18 protein-coding genes and 1 pseudogene are annotated in these 20,763 nt (G+C 71.8%); 13 read left to right on the top strand and 6 right to left on the bottom strand.

The features are described from left to right. Window positions 1–133: 133 nt before the first annotated feature. A complete protein-coding gene (locus IE263_RS26045) occupies window positions 134–1,753 on the bottom strand; it encodes an MFS transporter (RefSeq protein WP_189940214.1) in 1,620 nt (539 codons plus the stop codon). A gap of 67 nt (window positions 1,754–1,820) precedes the next feature. Between IE263_RS26045 and IE263_RS26040 the strand changes: the two genes are divergently transcribed. The 3 genes from IE263_RS26040 to IE263_RS26030 all read left to right on the top strand — a co-directional run bounded on the left by IE263_RS26040 (window position 1,821) and on the right by IE263_RS26030 (window position 4,689). Further along, entirely contained in the window at window positions 1,821–2,447 is a 627-nt protein-coding gene (locus IE263_RS26040; RefSeq protein ID WP_189940213.1) for a TetR family transcriptional regulator, read from the top strand. 112 nt (window positions 2,448–2,559) lie between these two features. Next, window positions 2,560–3,777, top strand: coding sequence for an alpha/beta hydrolase (locus IE263_RS26035; protein WP_189940212.1), 1,218 nt, complete (start codon window positions 2,560–2,562; stop codon window positions 3,775–3,777). Window positions 3,778–3,834: 57 nt separating this feature from the next. Then, on the top strand, window positions 3,835–4,689 hold the full coding sequence (locus IE263_RS26030) for a DUF4429 domain-containing protein (RefSeq protein WP_189940211.1): 855 nt from the start codon (window positions 3,835–3,837) through the stop codon (window positions 4,687–4,689). On the opposite strand, the gene IE263_RS26025 is transcribed toward IE263_RS26030, so the two are convergent. After that, on the bottom strand, window positions 4,690–5,706 hold the full coding sequence (locus tag IE263_RS26025; protein WP_189940210.1) for an aldo/keto reductase: 1,017 nt from the start codon (window positions 5,704–5,706) through the stop codon (window positions 4,690–4,692). Beyond that, complete coding sequence (locus tag IE263_RS26020) at window positions 5,706–6,164, bottom strand: MerR family transcriptional regulator (protein WP_189940209.1); 459 nt, start codon at window positions 6,162–6,164, stop codon at window positions 5,706–5,708. Before IE263_RS26020 ends, IE263_RS26025 begins: the two co-directional genes overlap by 1 nt. A 96-nt stretch (window positions 6,165–6,260) precedes the next feature. Here IE263_RS26020 and IE263_RS26015 point away from each other — a divergent pair. From IE263_RS26015 to IE263_RS26005, 3 genes and pseudogenes are all read left to right on the top strand, one after another. Continuing rightward, a pseudogene (locus IE263_RS26015) lies at window positions 6,261–6,768 on the top strand (GNAT family N-acetyltransferase). A gap of 18 nt (window positions 6,769–6,786) precedes the next feature. Continuing rightward, complete coding sequence (locus IE263_RS26010) at window positions 6,787–7,623, top strand: serine hydrolase domain-containing protein (protein ID WP_189940208.1); 837 nt, start codon at window positions 6,787–6,789, stop codon at window positions 7,621–7,623. Between the two features lie 57 nt (window positions 7,624–7,680). Further along, window positions 7,681–9,552 carry a serine/threonine-protein kinase gene (locus IE263_RS26005; RefSeq protein ID WP_189940207.1) on the top strand — a complete coding sequence of 624 codons (1,872 nt, stop codon included), beginning with the start codon at window positions 7,681–7,683 and terminating at the stop codon, window positions 9,550–9,552. Window positions 9,553–9,558: 6 nt separating this feature from the next. On the opposite strand, the gene IE263_RS26000 is transcribed toward IE263_RS26005, so the two are convergent. After that, window positions 9,559–10,215 (bottom strand): pirin family protein, encoded by a 657-nt coding sequence (locus IE263_RS26000; RefSeq protein ID WP_189940408.1) that lies wholly within the window; start codon window positions 10,213–10,215, stop codon window positions 9,559–9,561. Window positions 10,216–10,416: 201 nt separating this feature from the next. Between IE263_RS26000 and fasR the strand changes: the two genes are divergently transcribed. From fasR to IE263_RS25975, 5 genes are all read left to right on the top strand, one after another. Next, entirely contained in the window at window positions 10,417–11,622 is a 1,206-nt protein-coding gene (gene fasR, locus IE263_RS25995) for a fatty acid biosynthesis transcriptional regulator FasR (protein ID WP_189940206.1), read from the top strand. A gap of 89 nt (window positions 11,623–11,711) precedes the next feature. Beyond that, the gene (locus IE263_RS25990) at window positions 11,712–12,626 is read left to right on the top strand and encodes an ACP S-malonyltransferase (protein ID WP_189940205.1); all 915 of its coding nucleotides are present in this window, start codon (window positions 11,712–11,714) and stop codon (window positions 12,624–12,626) included. Window positions 12,627–12,642: 16 nt separating this feature from the next. Then, entirely contained in the window at window positions 12,643–13,644 is a 1,002-nt protein-coding gene (locus tag IE263_RS25985; protein WP_189940204.1) for a ketoacyl-ACP synthase III, read from the top strand. Between the two features lie 81 nt (window positions 13,645–13,725). Then, window positions 13,726–13,974, top strand: a complete 249-nt coding sequence (locus tag IE263_RS25980) for an acyl carrier protein (RefSeq protein WP_161224969.1) — start codon at window positions 13,726–13,728, stop codon at window positions 13,972–13,974. Between the two features lie 82 nt (window positions 13,975–14,056). After that, a complete protein-coding gene (locus tag IE263_RS25975) occupies window positions 14,057–15,352 on the top strand; it encodes a beta-ketoacyl-[acyl-carrier-protein] synthase family protein (RefSeq protein WP_189940203.1) in 1,296 nt (431 codons plus the stop codon). 108 nt (window positions 15,353–15,460) lie between these two features. On the opposite strand, the gene IE263_RS25970 is transcribed toward IE263_RS25975, so the two are convergent. Beyond that, window positions 15,461–15,955: a DUF3145 domain-containing protein gene (locus tag IE263_RS25970; RefSeq protein WP_189940202.1), complete on the bottom strand. Its 495-nt coding sequence runs from the start codon at window positions 15,953–15,955 to the stop codon at window positions 15,461–15,463. Window positions 15,956–16,233: 278 nt separating this feature from the next. On the opposite strand from IE263_RS25970, the gene IE263_RS25965 reads away from it, so the two are divergent. Further along, window positions 16,234–17,133 (top strand): SGNH/GDSL hydrolase family protein, encoded by a 900-nt coding sequence (locus IE263_RS25965; protein ID WP_189940201.1) that lies wholly within the window; start codon window positions 16,234–16,236, stop codon window positions 17,131–17,133. A gap of 15 nt (window positions 17,134–17,148) precedes the next feature. Beyond that, complete coding sequence (locus IE263_RS25960; RefSeq protein ID WP_189940200.1) at window positions 17,149–18,153, top strand: aldose epimerase family protein; 1,005 nt, start codon at window positions 17,149–17,151, stop codon at window positions 18,151–18,153. 85 nt (window positions 18,154–18,238) lie between these two features. Here IE263_RS25960 and IE263_RS25955 read toward each other — a convergent pair whose 3' ends face one another. Then, entirely contained in the window at window positions 18,239–20,671 is a 2,433-nt protein-coding gene (locus IE263_RS25955; RefSeq protein WP_189940199.1) for a beta-glucosidase family protein, read from the bottom strand. Window positions 20,672–20,763 lie beyond the last annotated feature (92 nt).

Raw genomic sequence — 20,763 nt, 5'->3', positions numbered from 1 at the left:
GGGTCGGCGCCGGCCCGGTTGATCCACTGTGACCCGCGGCACGTGCCGGAGGCGAGGGACCTTTAGCGTTGTCACCCTGATAGGGGAACTCCGTTGAAATCCCGTCAGATCCGGCACGTGCCGGGCGGGCCCGTCAGATGTGGCCGACCCCCGCGCCCGCCTCCGCGTTCTCCCCGCGCTTGGTGAGCAGGGCGACGAACACGGCCACGAGCGCCACACCGGCCGCGACCAGGGACGCGAGGCTCATGCCGGAGATGAAGGTGTCGTGGGCGACATCCGTGATCTTCGTGACGACCGCCTCCGGGGTGCCCTTCTGCACCGGGGCCACGCCGACCTGGACGGCTTCGGAGGCCTGGTCCAGCTGGGTGGGGGTGAGTTCGGGCAGGCCCGCGTCCTTCCAGTTGGCGGGCAGGTCACTGTCGACCTTGGAGGCCATCACGGCGCCCAGGACGGCCGTACCGAGGCTGCCGCCGATCTGCATCGCGGCCTGCTGGAGACCTCCGGCCACACCGGAGAGCTCCATGGGGGCGTTGCCGACGATGACCTCGGTGGCGCCGACCATGACGGGCGCGAGGCCGAGGCCGAGCAGGGCGAACCAGAGCGACATGAGGCCGCTGCCGGTTTCCGTGTCCAGCGTGGACATGCCGTACATGGCGATCGCGGTGGCCGCCATGCCGCCGGCCAGCGGGACGCGCGGGCCCAGCTTGGTGATCATCGCGCCGGCGAGCGGGGAGCCGACGATCATCATGCCGGTGAGCGGGAGCAGGTGCAGACCGGCGTCGATGGGGCTCATGCCGTGCACGTTCTGGAGGTAGAACGTCACGAAGAACAGGCCGCCCATGAAGGCGATGGCCATCAGGACCATCAGGACCACACCCGCGGACAGCGGGACGGAGCGGAAGAGCGCCAGCGGGATCAGCGGCTCCCTGACCTTCGTCTCCCAGAAGGCGAAGAGGGCGAAGCCCGCGACGGACGCGACCACGAACGCCCACGTCTTGCCGTCGCCCCAGCCCCACTCGGGGGCCTTGATGAGCGCCCAGACCAGGCAGAACATCGCGGCCGACAGCAGGGCGATGCCAAGGAGGTCGAAGGAGCGCGGCGCGTTCTCGGCGCGGTGGTCGAGCAGCATCACCACGCCCAGGACGAGGGCGAGGATGCCGACCGGCACGTTGATGAAGAACACCGACTGCCAGTTGACGCGCTCGACGAGGACGCCGCCGAGAATCGGGCCGCCGGCGGTGGAGGCGCCGATGACCATGCCCCAGATGCCGATGGCCATGTTGAGCTTCTCGGCCGGGAAGGTCGCGCGCAGCAGGCCGAGCGCGGCCGGCATGAGCAGCGCGCCGAACAGGCCCTGGAAGACACGGAAGGTGACGACGAACGCGATGCTGTCGGACAGGCCGATCGCGCCGGAGGCGGCGGCGAAGCCGACGACGCCTATCAGGAAGGTCTGGCGGTGGCCGAAGCGGTCACCGAGCTTGCCCGCGGTGATCAGGGAGACCGCGAGGGCGAGGAAGTAGGCGTTGGTGATCCACTGGACCTCGGCGAAGGTGGCGCCGAGGTCGCTGGCGATCGCCGGGTTGGCGATGGCCACGATGGTGCCGTCGAGGGCCACCATCATGACCCCGACGGCTACGGTGATGAGCGTGAACCACGGGTGGCCGCGCAGCCCCTTGGCCGGCGGCTGGTCCGACGGGGTGACCGGTGCGCTGTCCCCCGGCCCCGTCGTGTCGATGGTGGTCTGACTAGTCATGTGTTCGAGGCTAGTGACAGCCGCTGACAATTGACAAACCAATTCACAAGTCGGTAACTGACACATTATGGAAACTCTGCGTGAGCGCAAGAAGCAGCGCACCCGGGAGGCGCTGCTGCGCTCCGCGCTGGAACTGTTCACCACCCAGGGGTACGAGCAGACGACCGTCGACGAGATCGCCGAGGCCGTCGACGTCTCACAGCGCACCTTCTTCCGCTACTTCGCCGGCAAGGAGGAGGCCGCGCTCGCGCTGACGGAGATGACGGTGGCGCGCTTCGTCGAGGCGGTGCGCGCCCGCCCGCCCCACGAGGCTCCGATGGAGGCGCTGCGCCAGGCCGTCCTGGAGGGCTGGTACTCGATCAACGAGGTCGTCGAGTCCGTCGCGCCGATCGAGCTGTATCTGCGCATGTGCCGGGTGATCGAGTCGACGCCGGTCCTGCTCGCCGCGCATCTGCGGCGCTCGGTGGAGATCGAGGAGACGATCGCGCAGGTGCTGGCGGAACGCGAGGGGCTGGACGTGGACGCCGACCCGCGACCACGGGTGGCGGTGGCCGTCTTCAGCAGCGTGATGCGGGTGACGGAACGGCAGTGGAGCCTCGGCGAGGACTTCAGCCTGGAGGCCATCCGGGCGCTGACGTCCCGCTACCTCGACCAGGTGGGTCCGGCCCTGCTGGGCAACTGGCGCACGGCCTGAAGGTCGTACGACCACCTTGGAAACCCCTATGACCATCGCCACGTTTATCGAAACGTGATCCCTGTCACTCAGGCCACCCGAGACCTTCTCGTTCTCCTAGTGTGTCCTTCCAGTGACTTCCTTCGACACCCCCCCGCAACTCAACGTGTGGCGCGCGCTGCTCGCGCTGGCCGTGGTGTTCGTCATGCTGACGACCACCGGCTGGACCGCCGTACGTCAGAACCGGGGAACCAGCGCCCTGCAGGCCTCGCTCGCGGCCTGGGAGGACGGCCGGATCGACGGACGCCGGCTGCCGGACCCGCACTCGACGCCCGTCCGGCTCGCCCGGTTCTTCGCCGCGCTCACCGCGCCGCAGCGCACCGCGCTCGCCCGCCGCTTCCCGCTCGCGGTCGGCAACATGAACGGCGCCCCCGCCGAGCTGCGCTACCGCGCCAACCGCATCGCGCTCCGCCAGCAGGCGCGGATCGAACGCACCCGTATGCACGACGACCGTCTCTCGCCCGCCGGACAGCACGAGGCCGGCCGGCGTATGCACCGCTTCGAGGCGATGAGCAGCGCCCGCCGCCACATCCTCGCCTTCGACCCGGAGGGCTCCGGCCGCGCCGCCGAGGTCTTCGGCGACCTCGACAGGGCCGAGCGGATCTCCGTCGTCGTCCCCGGCGTCGACACCGCGCTGCTCACCTTCCAGCGCACCTACCGCAAGTACTCGGCGCCCGTCGGCATGGCCGAGGCCCTGTACGCGGCCGAGCGCGAGGTGAGCCCCTCGACACGGACGGCCGTGATCGCCTGGGCCGACTACACCTCCCCCGCCGGCCTCGGTATCGACTCGGCCACCGCGATGCGCGCCCAGTACGGCGCCGTACGGCTGAACGCACTGCTGCGCGCCCTGCCCGGCAGCTCACCCGTCTCCCTGTTCTGCCACAGCTACGGCTCGGTGGTGTGCGGGGTCGCCGCGCACACGCTGCCCGGCCGGGTGACCGACATAGCCGTGGCCGGCAGCCCCGGCATGCGGGTGGAGAAGGCCGCACAACTGCACACCTCCGCGCAGGTGTGGGCGATGCGGGACGCCGACGACTGGGTGCAGGACGTGCCCTATCTGGAGCTGGGAGGCCTCGGACACGGCGAGGACCCGGTGTCGTCCGCGTTCGGCGCGCGGGTGCTGTCGGCGCGGGACGCCAAGGGGCACGGCGGCTACTTCGAGCCCGGCACGGACAGCCTGCGCAACTTCGCCGGCATCGGCACCGGCTCATACCACTCGGTGCGGTGCGCCGACGACGTCGGCGCCTGCCGGGACGGTTTGTCCGGCACGACGACGGCCGGACGCGCGTAGAGACGCAGGAATTGCGGCGCGCGCGAGGTGGCGACGAAGGAGCGTGTCCCGCATACGATGAGCCGCATGGGTGACGTACTGGCCGGATTTCATGCCGCCTGGGAGTTCGAGTCCGACTCCGTCCTCATCCGCTACGAACGGGGTATGCGCACACCCAAGCTGTGGTCGGCGCTCGGGGAGCGCCGGATCCCCCTGGCGGCGATCGAGGCGGTGACGCTCGAACCCGGCAGACGCGGGACCGTGGTGCTGCGCGCCGAGCCCCGGCCCGGGGCCGATCCCCTGATCGAGGCGGCTGCGGGCCAGCTGAAGCAGGCGGGCGATCCCTACCGGCTGGTGCTGCCGGCCGAGCGGGAGGTCCTCGCGGAGTACTACGCCGACGAACTGCGGGCCAGGTTGAGCGAGTCCGGGCCGGCGGAACGGTTCCTGGTGGCGGCTCCGGAGGCGCCGTTGTCCTTCAAGGCGTACGACGCGAAGGCGTCCTTCGACGGGCGGACCGTGCGGTTCCGCTGGTTCTGGACGGGGGCTTCGTCGGCGAAGTGGAAGGCCGGCGACCAGAGCTTTCCGGTGTCCGGGCTGAGCGGGGTGGAGTGGCGGTCGCCGGAGGTGTTCGAAGGGCATCTGCGGCTGTTGCGCGGGCAGGACGAGCCCGTGCAGGCGGATCAGGATCCGGCGGCCGTGGTGTTCGGGCTGGGGTACGGAGCCGTGCACGAGTCACTGCCGTTCGCGGCCGCCGTCCTCGCCGCGGTCCGCTCGCGCGGGGCGGTGGCGGCTGTCCCGGCCGCGGCCGCGCCGCGCCGGGACCCCGCGGATGTCGCCGAGCGGATCCGTCACCTCGGGGAGCTGCACCGGGCGGGACTGGTGACGGACGAGGAGTTCTCCGTGAAGAAGGCGGAGTTGCTGGCGGAGCTCTGACTACTCGCGTCCGGCGGAGGCGAACGACATGTCCGGGTAGCGGTCGCCCGCCACCTTGTCCGCGATGGGCTCCAGCAACGCCAGTTCCTCCTCGGCCAGTTCGATGGTCGCCGCCCCGGCGTTCTCCTCCACCCTGCCCGGCTTGCGGGTGCCCGGGATCGGGACGACCGGGAGGTGGTGCAGGCGGGCCTGGTGGTGGACCCAGGCCAGGGCGATCTGGGCCGGAGTCGCGTCGTGGGCCTGCGCCACGGTGCGGATCGGGTCCAGGAGGGTGGCGTTCACGGCCGCGTTCTCGCCGGTGAAGCGGGGTTGCAGGCGGCGGAAGTCGTCGGCGGTGAGGTCCTGGCCGGCGTCGGTGAAGGAGCCGGTGAGGAAGCCGCGGCCGAGGGGCGAGTACGGGACGAGGGCGACGCCGAGTTCACCGGCGGCCGGGACCACCCGGGCCTCTATGTCCCGGCTGAACAGCGACCACTCCGACTGCACGGCGGCGATGGGGTGGACGGCGTGCGCGGCGCGCAGTTCGGTGGCGGTGACCTCGCTCAGGCCCAGGTGCCTGACCTTGCCCTCGCGCACCAGCTCGGCCATCGCGCCGACGGTCTCCTCGATCGGCACGTTCACGTCGCGCCGGTGCATGTAGTAGAGGTCGATGACGTCGACGTCGAGGCGCCGCAGGCTCGCCTCGACGGCCTCGCGGAGGTAGGGGCGGTCGTTGCGGATGATGCGCCGGGTGGGGTCGTCCGGCGGGATGGCGAGGGCGAACTTGGTGGCGATGACCACCTCGTCGCGGTGCGCCTTGAAGAACGGGGAGAGGAAGCGCTCGTTCTCACCGGCGCCGTAGGCGTCCGCCGTGTCGTAGAGCGTGACGCCGAGTTCCAGCGCGCGCTCCAGGGTGGCCCGGGACTCCTTCGCGTCGGAGGGGCCGTAGGCGAAGCTCATGCCCATGCAGCCGAGGCCCTGGACGCCGACCTCGGGGCCGCCGTCGCCGAGTCGTGCGGTCGGGATCCTGCTGTCGGTCATCAAGCCCCCCGGGAGTAGAAGGTGATCTTGCGGTCGAGCACGGCGAGCGTGTCCTGGAGTTCGGCGATCCGGGCCAGGACGTCGCGCCGGGTCTCCTCGAGCAGTTCGCGTCGCTGTCCGTACGTGTGCTCGCCCTCGCGCACCAGCTCGGCGTACCGCACCATGTCGGCGACCGGCATGCCGGTCAGCCGCAGCTTTCCGACGAGGTCGAGCCAGTCCAGGTCGCGGTTGCTGTACCGGCGCTGGCCGGTGTGCGAGCGGTCGACATGGGCCATCAGCCCGATCCGCTCGTACCAGCGCAGGGTGTGCGCCGTCAGGCCGGTGAAGGCGACCACCTCGCTGATCGTGTAGCTGTCCTGCCCGTCCGGGCGGGGATGCCGCCGCGGTGGGGCGGAGCAGACGTCTGCGGGGCTCGGGGCTTGTTCGGTGGTCACGGGCGTGGTCTGCAACACCGTCATGGGCTCCACGCTATGACCTTCGAGTGCGCTCCAAGCAAGCGGAATCGGTAAGAATCGGGGAGACGCGGCTTGATCCGGCTGGTTAGCGTACGGGGCATGAGTCTTGTACGCCGCGCCCTGCCCGCGGACGCCGCCGAAGTGCTGAGGCTGCGTCAGGTGATGATCGACTCCCTGGCCCCCGCCTCCGGGTCCACCGACTGGCACATCGAGTCCCTGCCCGTGCTGCGGCAGCGACTGGCCGAACCGGACGGGGACTTCGGCGCGTTCGTCGTGGACCACCCGGAGCGGCCGGGGGCGCTGGCCGCGCTGGTGGTCGGGACGGTCGAGTACCGGATCGGGCGGGCCGGCAATCCGCACGGAACCGTCGGGTTCGTCTTCAGCGTCGCGACGGACCCGGACGCTCCCCCACGCTCGAATGCGCTCGCGCGGGAGGTACCCCCATCGTCGAGGGTACGCGCGTGCGTGCATGGACGGGCTGCTGGCGTGGTTCCGGGAGCGGGGGGTTCGGCAGGTACACCTCACGGCATCCGCCGAGGCCGAGCCGCTGTACACCTCGCTCGGCTTCAAGCCCAAGCCTGACCCCTTGCTGGAGCTGCTCCTGTGAGCCGCATAGGCTCGAGGCATGTCGCTGAAGAGCCTCGCGCTGATCGAGAACTGGCCCGTTCCCTCCGCCGCGGCAGGGGTCGTGCGGGCCGACGGTACGGTCCTGGGCACCCACGGGCCCGTCGGGCGGCGCTTCCCGCTGGCCTCGGTCACCAAGCCGCTCGCCGCGTACGCCGTGCTCGTCGCGTACGAGGAGGGGGCGATCGAGCTGGACGAGCCGGCCGGGCCGCCCGGGGCGACGGTCCGCCATCTGCTCGCGCACACCTCCGGGCTCGCCTTCGACGAGCACCGCGTGACAGCTGCTCCCGGGGAGCGGCGGTTGTACTCCAACGCCGGGTTCGAGCAGCTCGGGGACCACATCGCGAAGGCCACGGACATTCCGTTCGCGGAGTATCTGCGGCAGGCGGTGCTGGAGCCGCTGGGGATGACGGCGACCTCGCTGGAGGGGTCTCCGGCGAAGGACGGGGTGTCGACGGTCGAGGATCTGCTGCGGTTCGCGGCGGAGGTGCAGGCGCCGCGGCTGCTGGACGCTCGGACGGTGGCGGCGGCGATGAGTGTGCAGTATCCGGGGACGAAGGGGGTGCTGCCGGGGTACGGGCACCAGAACCCCAACGACTGGGGGCTGGGCTTCGAGATCCGCGACTCCAAGTCGCCGCACTGGACGGGGGCTTCGTCCTCGCCGCGCACCTTCGGGCACTTCGGGCAGTCGGGTACGTTCCTGTGGATCGACCCGGATGCGGGGGTTGCCGGAGTCGCCCTGACGGACCGGGCGTTCGGGCCGTGGGCGATCGAGGCATGGCCCGGCTTCACGGACGCGGTGCTCGCCGAGGTCAGGGGCGCCCACCCGGCACACTGATCTCCTCGGCTAACCTCCCTCTGCACAACACCCATATGCAGATCTCGGGGGAGAGCGATGGCAGCACAACCGGGCGGTCAGTTCCGTCCGTTGGAGAGCGGCGACCCGTCGACGGTGGCGGGCTACCGCCTCGTGGCGCGGCTCGGTTCGGGCGGCATGGGCACGGTGTACCTGTCGTACACGCCCGGCGGGCACCCGATCGCTCTCAAGACGATCCGGCCGGAACTGAGCGAGGACCCCGAGTTCCGCCGCCGGTTCCGGCAGGAGGTCCAGGCCGCCCAGCGCGTGCAGGGCCTCTACACGGCGCCGGTCATCGACTACGACACCGAGGGCACGCAGCCGTGGCTGGCCGTCGCCTATGTGGCGGGCCCCTCGCTGGCCTCGGCCGTCGCCGACCACGGGCCGCTGCCGGTGCCGTCGGTCCTGCTGCTGCTCGCCGGGATGGCCGAGGCGCTGTCGGTCATCCACAAGGCGGACATCGTCCACCGCGACCTCAAGCCGTCCAACGTGCTGCTCGCCTCCGACGGCCCCCGCGTCATCGACTTCGGCATCGCCCGGGCCGCCGACGCGACGGCGCTCACCGGCACCGGTGTCTCCATCGGCACCCCCGCCTTCATGTCGCCCGAGCAGGCCGCCGGCAAGCCGGTCACGCCCGCGTCGGACGTGTTCGCGCTCGGCCAGGTCGCGGCGTTCGCGGCGCGCGGCACCGGAGCGTACGGGGACGGGCCCTCGCACGCGGTGCTGTACCGGATCGTCCATGAGGAGCCCGACCTCGAAGGGCTCCCGGAGCAGCTCGGGTTCATCGCGCGCTGCCTGGCCAAGGACCCGGCCGAGCGGCCCTCCCCCGCCGAGATCATCACCCTGTGCCAGCAGGCGTCGCCCACGCCGCTGCGCCAGTCCGGGTCGTGGCTGCCGGAGGCGATCACCGAGCAGATCACCCAGCGGGTGTCGGCCTCGGCGGCCCTGGCCGCGGCTCCGACGGCGACGGCGACCCCGACGCCCACGGCCCCGGTCACCCAGCCCGACGCGGCGCCGACGCCGACCGCCCCGGTCACCCGGCCGAACGCCGCCCCGACGCCGACCGCCCCGGTCCCCCACGCCCACCCGACGCCCCCGCCGCCCGCCGCGCCCCCGGCCGCCCCGATCCACGCGGCACCCACCGCAGCGGCCCCGCACGTCCTGCAGGCGCCCGGCCCCGTGGGCTACGGGCCCGCCCCGCACCAGCCGTCGTACGGCCCCCCGGCCGCCGTCCCGCCGCCGTACGTCCAGCAGCCCGGCTGGCGGCCGCATCCGGTGCCGCCGCCCAAGCAGAACAAGGTCGGCAAGTGGATCGGGCTCAGCATCGCGGCGGTGGCCGTGCTGATGTGGGTCAGCAGCTGCGCCTCGGTCCTCAAGGGGATCGGGGACTCGTCCGACAACTCCGCCGACTCCGCCAACGGCTCCGACAGCAGTTCGAGTTCCACCACCGGCTCCCCGAGCGCCAAGGCCCTGCCCGATCCCAAGCCGGTCACCTACAGCGGCATCAACATCCCCGAGAGCTACTACGTGCGGTTCGCGGACTCACCGCCGAAGCCGGTCGAGGCCCCCGACGGCAGCAGTCCCCGTTACGAGAGCGACAGCGACCTCTACTACTACGACGCGGGCGGCTGGGACAACGACCCTCTGCTGGGCAGCAGCGGCGAGAAGGTCGTCCTGCTGAACAACGCCCAGAAGGGCTCGCTGGCCACCTGCAGGACCGAGACCCGGTACACCAAGGAGGTCAAGCTCTCCCAGGTCTCCAAGGGGTCGCAGATGTGCGTCCACACCTCCTCCGGCCACATCGCCCTGGTCACCTTCAAGGGCAGCGCACCCGAGAACGACCCCAGCGACTACGTGTCCGTGGACATCACGGTGTGGCGCAACGCGGAGGATCCCAGCTCCGAGGAGTAGGCCCGCTCAGGCCGCCATCTCCCACATCAGCAGCTCGGCCGGGCCCGACGCGGCGACGACGTCCAGGTCCTTCTCGCCCTCGGCGCGCACCGCGTCCCCCGGCCCGAGCTCGTACGACCCGATCCGCACTCCGCCCCGCACCACGTGGAGGTAGACGTACGCAGCGTCCGGCACCGCCGTCCGCTCCCCCGCCACCAGCCGCCGCACATGCAGCAGCGCACCCGCCCCCGGGACGGCGTACGGGGTGGAGTCGGCGATGCCGCGGACGATCTCGTAGGCGGGGTCGCCGCCGGGCTCCCGCGGGGCCAGCCACATCTGGACGAAGGTCAGGGGGACCGGGCCGTCGTTGCGCTCCACATGCCGCACCCCGCCCGCCGAACCGAGCCGCTGCACGTCGCCGGGGCGGACGAGCGTCTCGTTCCCCTGCGAGTCCCGGTGGGTCAGCTCCCCCTCCACCACCCAGGTCACGATCTCCGTATGACTGTGGGGGTGCTCGTCGAAGCCGGCACCGGGGGCGAGCCGCTCCTCGTTGCAGGCGATCAGCGGGCCGAACCGGAGGTTGTCCGGGTCGTAGTGGAACCCGAAGGAGAAGGCATGCCGGCTCTCGATCCCGGTGGCCGGGTCCCCACCGCGGTAGCGCTCGTCGGCGCGCCGTACGTCCATCACGGGAACCACGGTAGACCCGCGAGGCCGACTGCTCAGCGCCGGTCGGTGAAGCCGGCCCGTCCGGCGTTCAAGGACGAGGCCCGTTCAGGGCCGAAGCGGGGGCCGGGGGGGCGGCAGCCCTCAGACCGGATCCCCGGGGGGAAGCCCCCGGGGACCCGCCCACCCACGCTCCCGTCCCGATAAGGCAGTCTTGTCCCCGTGCCCGAACCCGAAGCCCGCAACACCGAAGCCGCAGCGCACGGCCTCCACCCGCACTCGGCGACGCTGAAGCGGCTGGAGAAGTCCTCCGGCAGCCTCGCCGCCCAGGCGATCGCGCGCATGGACGAGACCCTGCCGTGGTACCGGGCGATGCCCCCGGAGAACCGTTCCTGGATCGGCCTGGTCGCCCAGGCGGGCATCGCCGCCTTCACGGAGTGGTTCCGGCATCCGGACGCGCCGCAGGCCATCTCCACCGACGTCTTCGGGACCGCGCCGCGTGAGCTGACCCGGGCCATCACGCTGCGACAGACCGTGGAGATGGTGCGGACCACCATCGAGGTCATGGAGTCCGCGATCGACGAGGTCGCGGCCCCGGGCGACGAGAGCGTGCTGCGCGAGGCCCTTCTCGTCTACGCCCGCGAGATCGCCTTCGCCACCGCCCAGGTCTACGCCCAGGCCGCCGAGGCACGCGGTGCCTGGGACGCCCGGCTGGAGTCGCTCGTCGTCAACGCCGTTCTCAGCGGGGAGGCCGACGAGGGGGCCGTGAGCCGGGCCGCCGCCCTCGGGTGGAACGCGCCCGAGCATGTGTGCGTCGTCCTCGGGACCGCGCCGGACGGGGACTCCGAGCTGACCGTGGAGGCCATCCGGCGGGCCGCCCGACACGCCAAGCTGCAGGTGCTCACCGGGGTGCTCGGGAGCCGGCTCGTCGTCATCGCCGGCGGGAGCGACAATCCGCTCGCCGTCGCCAAGTCGCTCATCGGCCCGTACGCCGCGGGCCCCGTCGTCGCCGGGCCCGTCGTGCCCGATCTGCTCGCCGCGACCCGGTCCGCGCAGGCCGCGGCGGCGGGGCTGAAGGCCTGTTCCGCCTGGCAGGACGCCCCGCGGCCGGTCCTGGCGGACGATCTGCTCCCGGAGCGGGCCATCGCGGGTGACCCGAGCGCGCGCGAGCAGTTGGTGGAGGAGATCTACAGACCGCTGGAGGAAGCCGGGTCCGCGCTTCTGGAGACGCTCTCCGTCTATCTCGAACAGGCGTCCAGTCTGGAGGGTGCGGCCAGGATGCTGTTCGTCCATCCCAACACCGTGCGCTACCGGCTCCGACGTGTGACTGACGTCACCGGCTGGTCGCCTTCCGATGTACGCTCGGCGTTCACCTTGCGCATCGCGCTGATCCTGGGGCGTCTGGTCGATGGAGATCCCCAGGCCTAGCCTTTTGTCGGGGGCCCACAAAACCCCTTGCCGTTCTTCGTCCTTGTCCCCACGGGCGGCCGTGGCCGTCCCCAAGAGAGAGTGTGAGAGTGCTCGTACTCGTCGCTCCCGGCCAGGGCGCCCAGACGCCCGGCTTCCTGACCCCCTGGCTCGCTCTGCCCGGTGCCGCCGACCGCGTCGCCGCGTGGTCGGACGCCATCGGACTGGACCTCGCCCACTACGGCACGCAGGCCGACGCGGACGAGATCCGTGACACCGCGGTGGCGCAGCCGCTGCTGGTCGCGGCCGGAATCCTGTCCGCCGCGGCACTCGGTGACATTGCGCCGGGCGCGGTCGCGGGTCACAGCGTCGGCGAGATCACCGCCGCCGCCTTCGCCGGTGTTCTCGACGACACCGCCGCGCTGACCCTCGTCCGCAAGCGGGGCCTGGCGATGGCCGAGGCGGCCGCGGTCACCGAGACCGGTATGTCGGCGCTGCTCGGCGGCGACCCCGAGGTGAGCGTCGCGCACCTGGAGAAGCTGGGCCTGACCCCGGCGAACGTCAACGGCGCCGGCCAGATCGTCGCCGCGGGCACGCTGGAGCAGCTCGCCGCGCTGAACGAGGACAAGCCCGAGGGCGTCCGCAAGATCGTCCCGCTCAAGGTCGCCGGCGCCTTCCACACGCACCACATGGCCCCGGCGGTCGAGACGCTGGCCGCCGCGGCCAAGGAGCTCACGCCCGCCGACCCGACCGTCCCCTACGTCTCCAACAAGGACGGGCAGACCGTCGCCACCGGCGCCGAGGTCCTCGACCGGCTCGTCGGCCAGGTCGCCAACCCGGTCCGCTGGGACCGGTGCATGGAGACCTTCAAGGAGCTCGGCGTCACCGCGATCGTCGAGGTGTGCCCCGGCGGCACCCTCACCGGTCTCGCCAAGCGCGCCCTGCCCGGCGTGAAGACGCTGGCGCTGAAGACCCCCGACGATCTCGACGCGGCCCGCGAGGTCATCGCCGAGCACAGTGCCTGACAAGGAGTCGACGAGCATGTCGAAGATCAAGCCCAGCAAGGGCGCCCCGTACGCGCGCATCCTCGGCGTGGGCGGTTACCGGCCCACCCGGGTGGTGCCCAACGAGGTGATCCTCGAGACGATCGACTCGTCCGACGAGTGGATCCGCTCGCGCTCCGGTATCGAGACCCGGCACTGGGCGAACGACGAGGAGACCGTCGCCGCCATGTCGATCGAGGCGTCCGGCAAGGCGATCGCCGACGCCGGCATCACCGCCGAGCAGATCGGCGGCGTGATCGTCTCGACGGTCTCGCACTTCAAGCAGACCCCGGCCGTGGCCACCGAGATCGCCGACAAGCTCGGCACGAACAAGGCCGCCGCCTTCGACATCTCCGCCGGCTGCGCGGGCTTCGGCTACGGCCTGACCCTCGCCAAGGGCATGGTCGTCGAGGGTTCCGCCGAGTACGTCCTCGTCATCGGCGTGGAGCGGCTGTCCGACCTGACCGACCTGGAGGACCGGGCCACCGCCTTCCTGTTCGGCGACGGCGCGGGCGCGGTCGTGGTCGGCCCCTCCAACGAGCCGGCGATCGGCCCGACGGTCTGGGGCTCCGAGGGCGACAAGTCGGAGACCATCAAGCAGACCGTGCCGTGGACGGACTACCGCACCGGCCAGGTCGAGAAGTTCCCGGCCATCACCCAGGAGGGCCAGGCGGTCTTCCGCTGGGCCGTGTTCGAGATGGCGAAGGTCGCCCAGCAGGCGCTGGACGCGGCCGGGATCAGCTCGAGCGACCTGGACGTCTTCATCCCCCACCAGGCCAACGAGCGGATCATCGACTCGATGGTCAAGACCCTCAAGCTGCCGGGGTCCGTCACGGTCGCCCGTGACGTACGCACCACCGGCAACACCTCGGCTGCCTCGATCCCGCTCGCGATGGAGCGGCTCCTGGCGACCGGCGAGGCGAAGAGCGGCGACACCGCGCTCGTCATCGGATTCGGGGCGGGTCTTGTGTACGCCGCGACGGTCGTTACCCTCCCCTAGGCACTCCGTGCCGGATCATGCGGTCCGGAACGGGAAACACCCCATGCCACACCCTCTGGAACACAACGAAGGAGCGCCAACATGGCCGCCACTCAGAAGGAGATCGTCGACGGTCTCGCCGAGATCGTGAACGAGATCGCCGGGATCCCGGTCGAGGACGTCCAGCTGGACAAGTCCTTCACCGACGACCTGGACGTCGACTCCCTGTCCATGGTCGAGGTCGTCGTCGCCGCCGAAGAGCGCTTCGACGTCAAGATCCCGGACGAGGACGTCAAGAACCTCAAGACGGTCGGCGACGCGACCGACTACATCCTCAAGCACCAGGCCTGAGCAACGTTTGGGCCGGCCGCTGACCGGCCCCGCCACCCGGCGGTGGCGCCGCTGAATCCTCGTACCGTTGGAGAAAGAATCCGTGAGCCCGACCAATCGCACCGTGGTCGTCACCGGTATCGGCGCAACCACACCGCTGGGTGGCGACGCAGCCTCTACCTGGGAGGGTCTGATCGCCGGCAAGTCCGGCGTCAAGCCCCTGGAGCAGGACTGGGCGGCCGAGCAGGCCGTCCGTATCGCGGCCCCGGTCGCCGTGGAGCCCACCGAGGTCATCCCGCGGCCGCAGGCCCGCAAGCTGGACCGCTCGGCGCAGTTCGCGCTGATCGCGGCTCAGGAGGCGTGGAAGGACGCCGGCTTCGAAGCCAAGGCCGGTGAGACCCCGGCATCAGCCGCTGACGCGGCGGGGTCCGTCGACCCCGACCGCCTCGGCGCGGTCATCGCCTCCGGCATCGGCGGTGTGACGACCCTGCTGGACCAGTACGACGTGCTGAAGGAGAAGGGCGTCCGCCGTGTCTCCCCGCACACCGTGCCCATGCTGATGCCGAACAGCCCGTCCGCCAACGTGGGTCTGCTCGTGGGCGCCCGCGCCGGCGTGCACACGCCGGTCTCGGCGTGCGCGTCGGGTGCCGAGGCCATCGGCTACGCCATCGAGATGATCCGCACCGGCCGCGCCGACGTCGTCGTCGCCGGCGGTACGGAGGCGGCGATCCACCCGCTGCCCATCGCCGCGTTCGGCAACATGATGGCGATGTCCAAGAACAACGACGACCCGCAGGGCGCCTCGCGTCCCTACGACACCGCGCGGGACGGCTTCGTCCTCGGCGAGGGCGCCGGCGTGATCGTCCTGGAGTCCGCCGAGCACGCCGCCAAGCGCGGGGCCCGCGTCTACGCGGAGGCCGTCGGGCAGGGCATCTCCGCCGACGGCCACGACATCGTGCAGCCGGAGCCGGAGGGCCGCGGCATCGCGCACGCCCTGCAGAACCTGCTGGAGCGCACCGACCTGGACCCGGCGGAGATCGTGCACGTCAACGCGCACGCGACGTCGACGCCGGCCGGTGACGTGGCCGAACTGAAGGCGCTGCGCAAGGTGTTCGGCGACGAGGCCGACCACTTCGCGGTGTCCGCCACCAAGTCGATGACCGGTCACCTGCTGGGTGGCGCCGGCGGTGTCGAGACCGTCGCGACGGTCCTCGCCCTGTACCACCGGGTGGCCCCGCCGACCATCAACATCGAGAACCTCGACCCCGAGGCCGAGGCCCACGCGGACATCGTCCGCGGCGAGGCCCGGAAGCTGCCCGTCGAGGGCCGCATCGCCGCCCTCAACGACTCGTTCGGCTTCGGCGGGCACAACGTGGTGCTGGCGTTCCGTACGGTCTGACGCGTACGGCCCGAGCGGCCCCTGTACGTACACGAAGGGCCCCCACCGGCTGGTGGGGGCCCTTCGTACGTGCTGAGCGGGCGTCGTAGGTGCTGAGCGGGGACGGGATCACACCACCTGGTGCAGCCAGCGCACCGGCGCTCCCTCACCCGCGTACCGGAACGGCTCCAACTCGTCGTCCCACGGCTTGCCGAGCAGCTTGGCGAGCTCCGCCTCCAGGTCCGTCTCGCCGCGCTGGGACCGCGTCAGCGCGGCGCGCAGGCGGTCCTCGGGGATGAGGATGTCGCCGTGGATGCCGGTGACGGCGTGGAAGATGCCGAGGTCGGGGGTGCAGCTGTAGCGCTCGCCCTCGGCGGTGGAGCAGGGTTCGGCGGTGACCTCGAAGCGGAGCAGGTGCCAGCCCCTCAGCGCGGAGGCGAGCTTGGAGGCGGTGCCGGCCTGGCCCTGCCAGGAGAACTCCGAGCGCCAGGTGCCGGGAGCGGCGGGCTGCCGGATCCAGTCGAGGTTGACGCGCGTGCCGAGCACCCCGGCGATGGCCCACTCGACGTGCGGGCACAGCGCGCGCGGCGCGGAGTGCACGTACAGAACTCCACGTGTCGTCACCGGGACCTCCGGGCAGAGGGGGACAGGCTTGCAGGCTGGCATGGCGGCGGTGGCAGGGAAGCCGCGTTGATGGCGAGGCTACCGTGCGGCGGCGCAAGGAGTGTGACGTACCGTCGGTCCCGGTGCCCCCAAACGCCCGCCATTCACCCGGCAGGACGCCTGTGCCGGGGCGTTCGGTTGCTTCTTGTGGGGGTCGGGAACTCCCGGACGTTGTCATGGATGGGGCCGGCGACTCGTCCGGCCGGGGACCTGCCGGACGACTGAGGGGACACCAGGGGATGCGGAAGCGAAGCCACCGCTCGCGGGCGGTCGTCGCCGTCACGGCGGCCGCCGTGCTGGGCGCGGCGGGCTGCGACGCCTTCGGCGCGGGCGGCCCCGAGCCGTCCGCCTCGCAGGCGCGGAAGGCCAGGCCCTCGCCGTCGCCGACCCCGGTGTGGGACAGCAGCCCGGCCTCGATCGCCGCGGTGGGCGACTCCATCACGCGCGGCTTCGACGCCTGCACGGTCCTGTCGGACTGCCCCGAGGTGTCCTGGGCGACCGGCGGCAGCGCCGAGGTGAACAGTCTGGCCGTCCGGCTGCTGGGGGCGTCGAAGGCGGCGACGCACAGCTGGAACTACGCGGCGACCGGGGCGCGGATGGCGGACTTGCCGGCCCAGATGGCGCAGGCGGCGGTGCGCAAACCCGAGCTGGTGACGGTGATGACGGGGGCGAACGACGCGTGCCGGGCGACGGCGGAGGCGATGACGCCGGTGGCGGACTTCCGCGCGGAGTTCGAGGAGGCGATGCGCACACTGCGCCGGGCGGCGCCGAGGACACAGGTGTACGTGGCGAGCGTGCCGAACCTGAAGCGGCTGTGGTCGCAGGGGCGGACCAACGCGCTCGGCAAGCAGGTGTGGAAGCTGGGGATCTGCCCGTCGATGCTGGGCGACGCGGACGCGCTGGACTCGGCGGCGAACCTGCGGCGCGAGACCGTGCAGAAGCGGGTGGAGGACTACAACACGGTGTTGAAGGAGGTCTGCGCGAAGGACCTGCGGTGCCGTTTCGACGGCGGTGCGGTGTACGAGTACCGGTTCGGCACCGCCCAGTTGAGCCACTGGGACTGGTTCCACCCGAGCAAGAACGGACAGGCGCGGCTCGCCGAGATCGCGTACCGGAAGGTCACCGCCCGGAACGCGTGACTTAGGGTGCCGCCCATGAGCGAACACTTCGGAACACTTTCCGACGGCACCCCGGTGCACCGCTGGACCCTGGAGCGGGCGGGCGTACGGGTGCGGGTCCTGTCGTACGGCGGGATCGTGCAGTCGGTGGAGGTCCCGGACCGATGGGGGTCCCCCCGCTCGAGCGAAGCCGAGAGTGGGGGAGGGCGGACGGCGAACGTGGTGCTGGGGTTCGCGGATCTGGACGGCTATCTCACCCATCCCGAGCCCTACCTCGGTGCTCTGATCGGGCGGTACGCGAACCGGATCGCGCACGCCCGCTTCCCGCTGGACGGAGTGACGTACGCGCTCGGGCCGAACAACGCGCCCAACTCCCTGCACGGCGGTGAGCGGGGCTTCGACAAGCGGGTGTGGGAGGTGGAGCCGGTCGAGCACGGGCTGCGGCTGAGCCGCGTCAGCCCGCACGGCGAGGAGGGCTTCCCGGGCAGCCTGGAGGTCTCGGCGACGTACACGCTCGACGCGTCGGGCGCGCTGCGGTTCGTGTACGAGGCGGTCACGGACGCGCCGACGGTGGTGAACCTGACCAACCACAGCTACTTCAACCTCGCCGGTTCGGGGAACGCGGGCGGGCACGAGCTGCGGCTGGCCGCCTCCCGGTACACGCCGGTCGACGCGGACCTGATCCCGACCGGTGTGTCGGAGGTGGCGGACACCCGCTTCGACTTCCGTACGGCCCGCAAGGTGGGCTCCGGCTACGACCACAACTTCGTCCTCGACAAGGGCGTCACGGACACGCCCGTGGAGGTGGCCGAGCTGCACGACCCGGCGTCCGGCCGGGTGCTGACGGTCGCGACGACCGAGCCGGGGATCCAGGTGTACACCGCGGACCACCTGGGCGAGCCGTTCACCCCCGGCGACGGCATCGCCCTGGAGACCCAGCACTTCCCGGACTCCCCGAACCGCCCGGAGTTCCCGAGCACCGAGCTGCGGCCGGGCGAGGTGTACCGGTCGGAGACGGTGTACGGCTTCTCCGTGAGGTAGAGGCAGGAGCTGCCGCGCAGACGTGAGCCCCGGTCCAGGGGTCAGGTCCCGGACCGGGGCTGTCCGTGGGGTGAGGAGTCCCGCGTCAGACGTTAGCCGTCGCGGTGATCCTGCGATCCGTGATCGACCTACCCACCTGGATTTCGTACGAACCCTTCACAAAGAACCATCGGTGGGCGGCCTCGTCCCAGACCTCGAAGGCGCGGGTCGGGAGGTCGACGACGGCCTCGGTACTCTCCCCCGGCCCGGCCTCGACGCTCGCGAAGCCGGCCAGCCAGCGCGCCGGGCGCTCGATGCCGGTGTCCGTGTCCGTGTCCGTGTCGGTGGGCGCGAGGTAGACCTGGACGACCTCGCGGCCGGTCCGCTCTCCGCAGTTGCGGAGGCGGATCTTCACCGTCGTACCCGCCACCTCGACCGACTCGTACGTCCAGTCGGTGTAGCCGAGGCCGTGGCCGAAGGGGTAGGCCGGGGTGCGGCCTTCCTTCTCCCAGGCGCGGTAGCCGATGAAGACGCCCTCGGTGTACGGAAGTTCACCGTCGGCGGGGGCGACCCGGGTGACCGGGGCGTCGGTGAGGGAGCCCCAGGTGGTGGGCAGGCGGCCGCCGGGCTCATGGGCGCCGGTGAGAACGTCCGCGAGGGCGGCGCCGCCCTCCTGGCCGGGGAACCAGCTCAGCAGTACGGCGGCGACGTCCTCGCGCCACGGCAGTTCCACCGGGGAGCCGGAGTTGACGACCACGACGGTGTGGGGGTTGGCGGCGGCGACGGCGCGGACGAGGTCGTCCTGGCGGCCGGGGAGGTGGAGGTCCTCGCGGTCGAAGCCCTCGGACTCGACGCGGTCGGTGGTGGCGACGACGACCACGGCCGTGTCGGCGGCGCGGGCGGCCTCGACCGCCTCCGCGATCAGTTCGTCCGGGTCGCGCTGCGGCTCCTGGTGGGCGAGGGCGAAGGCGACGACCTTCAGCGGGATGTCCTCGGGGAGCCGGAGGGCGTGGGTGAGGGAGACGTCGACGGGTTCGCCGGCGGTCAGGTCGGCCTCGGCACGGGGCACCGGGGCGCCGAAGAACGCCTCGAAGGGGTCGCTGACGTCGGCGGGGAGCTGGACGTCGTCGTAGTACGTCGTGCCGGCGACGGTGAGGGTGAAGGCGCCGGCGCCCTTGACGCCGAAGGAGTGCGTTCCGGTGACGCGCGGGGTGAAGGTGCCGGTCAGCTCGATGGTGTGGAGGCGTTCGTGGGTGACGCCCTCGGGGAGGTCCGAGCCCATCCACTGGATCTGGCCGTTGGGTGCCGAACCGGTGCCGAGCACGGTGCCGTCCGCGTCACGGCAGACGGCGCGCAGGGTGAACCCCTTGTCGGCGACGGCGAGTTCGGTGGTGGGGTCGGCGCCGACGGCGTAGGTGAGGGTGCCCTCGGGGAGGGCGGCGGTGAGGCCGTCGAGCGGGGAGACGACGCGGGCCGGGAAGACGGTGGCGGATCCGCCGCCGAGGACGCGGGCGTCGCGGGCGGCGGCGCCGATGAGGGCGACCGTTCCGGCCTTCAGGGGCAGGGCGTTGTTCTCGTTCCGGACGAGGACGAAGGAGCGGCGGGCCAGTTCGCGGGCCAGGGCCTCGCCGTCGACGGGGGCGGGCGGCTGCCTGACGGCGGGTTCGGCGTCCGCGAGGGCGCCGACGCGGGCGGCCAGGCGCAGGACGCGGCGTACGGCGTCGTCGACCTCGGACTCGTCGAGCCGGCCGGCGCGTACGGCCTGGGCGAGGGACTCGCCGTAGACGGTCCGCGGGCCGGGCATGGCGACGTCGAGGCCGCCCCTGAGGGCGCCGACGGTGTCGCGGGCGGCCATCCAGTCGGAGACGTTGAAGCCGTCGAAGCCCCACTCGCCCCGCAGGACCTCGTTCACGAGGTGGTGGTGCTCGGTCATCGTCGTGCCGTTGACCGTGTTGTAGGCGGTCATGACGCCCCAGGGGCGGGCGCCGTCGACCATGGCCTCGAAGGGGGCGAGGTACAGCTCGCGCAGGGCGCGTTCGCCGACCACGTTGTTCACGGTGAAGCGGTCGGTCTCGGCGTCGTTGGCGACGAAGTGCTTGACGGTCGTGCCGACTCCGCCGGACTGGACTCCCCGTACGTATCCGGTGCCGATGCGGCCGGTCAGGTACGGGTCCTCGCTGTAGGCCTCGAAGTGGCGGCCGCCGAGCGGGGAGCGGTGGAGGTTGACCGTGGGGGCGAGCAGGACGTGCACGCCCTTGCGGCGGGCCTCCTGGGCGAGCAGCACGCCGGCGCGGCGGGCGAGGTCGGGGTCCCAGGTGGCGGCGAGGGCGGTCGGGGAGGGCAGGGCGACGGACGGGTCGTCGGCGGTCCAGCGCACACCCCGGACGCCGATCGGACCGTCGGACATCACGAGGGACGCGAGGCCGATCTCGGGCAGAGCGGGCAGGGACCACATGTCCTGGCCGGCCAGGAGCCGGGTCTTGGCGTCCAGGTCGAGCTTGCCGAGCGCCGCCTCGACGACCGCCTCGTTCTCCGCCATCGCGGTGCCTCCTCGTTGAGTCCGTGCGGTGCAGTGCCTCCATCGTGCATCGGTTACCTGTAGACCGGTAGGTTTCGTTATCTCGCCGTTAT

The sequence above is a fragment of the Streptomyces aurantiogriseus genome, from assembly GCF_014649375.1.
Taxonomy (GTDB): domain Bacteria; phylum Actinomycetota; class Actinomycetes; order Streptomycetales; family Streptomycetaceae; genus Streptomyces; species Streptomyces aurantiogriseus.
This window is presented reverse-complemented; position numbering and strand designations above follow the sequence as displayed.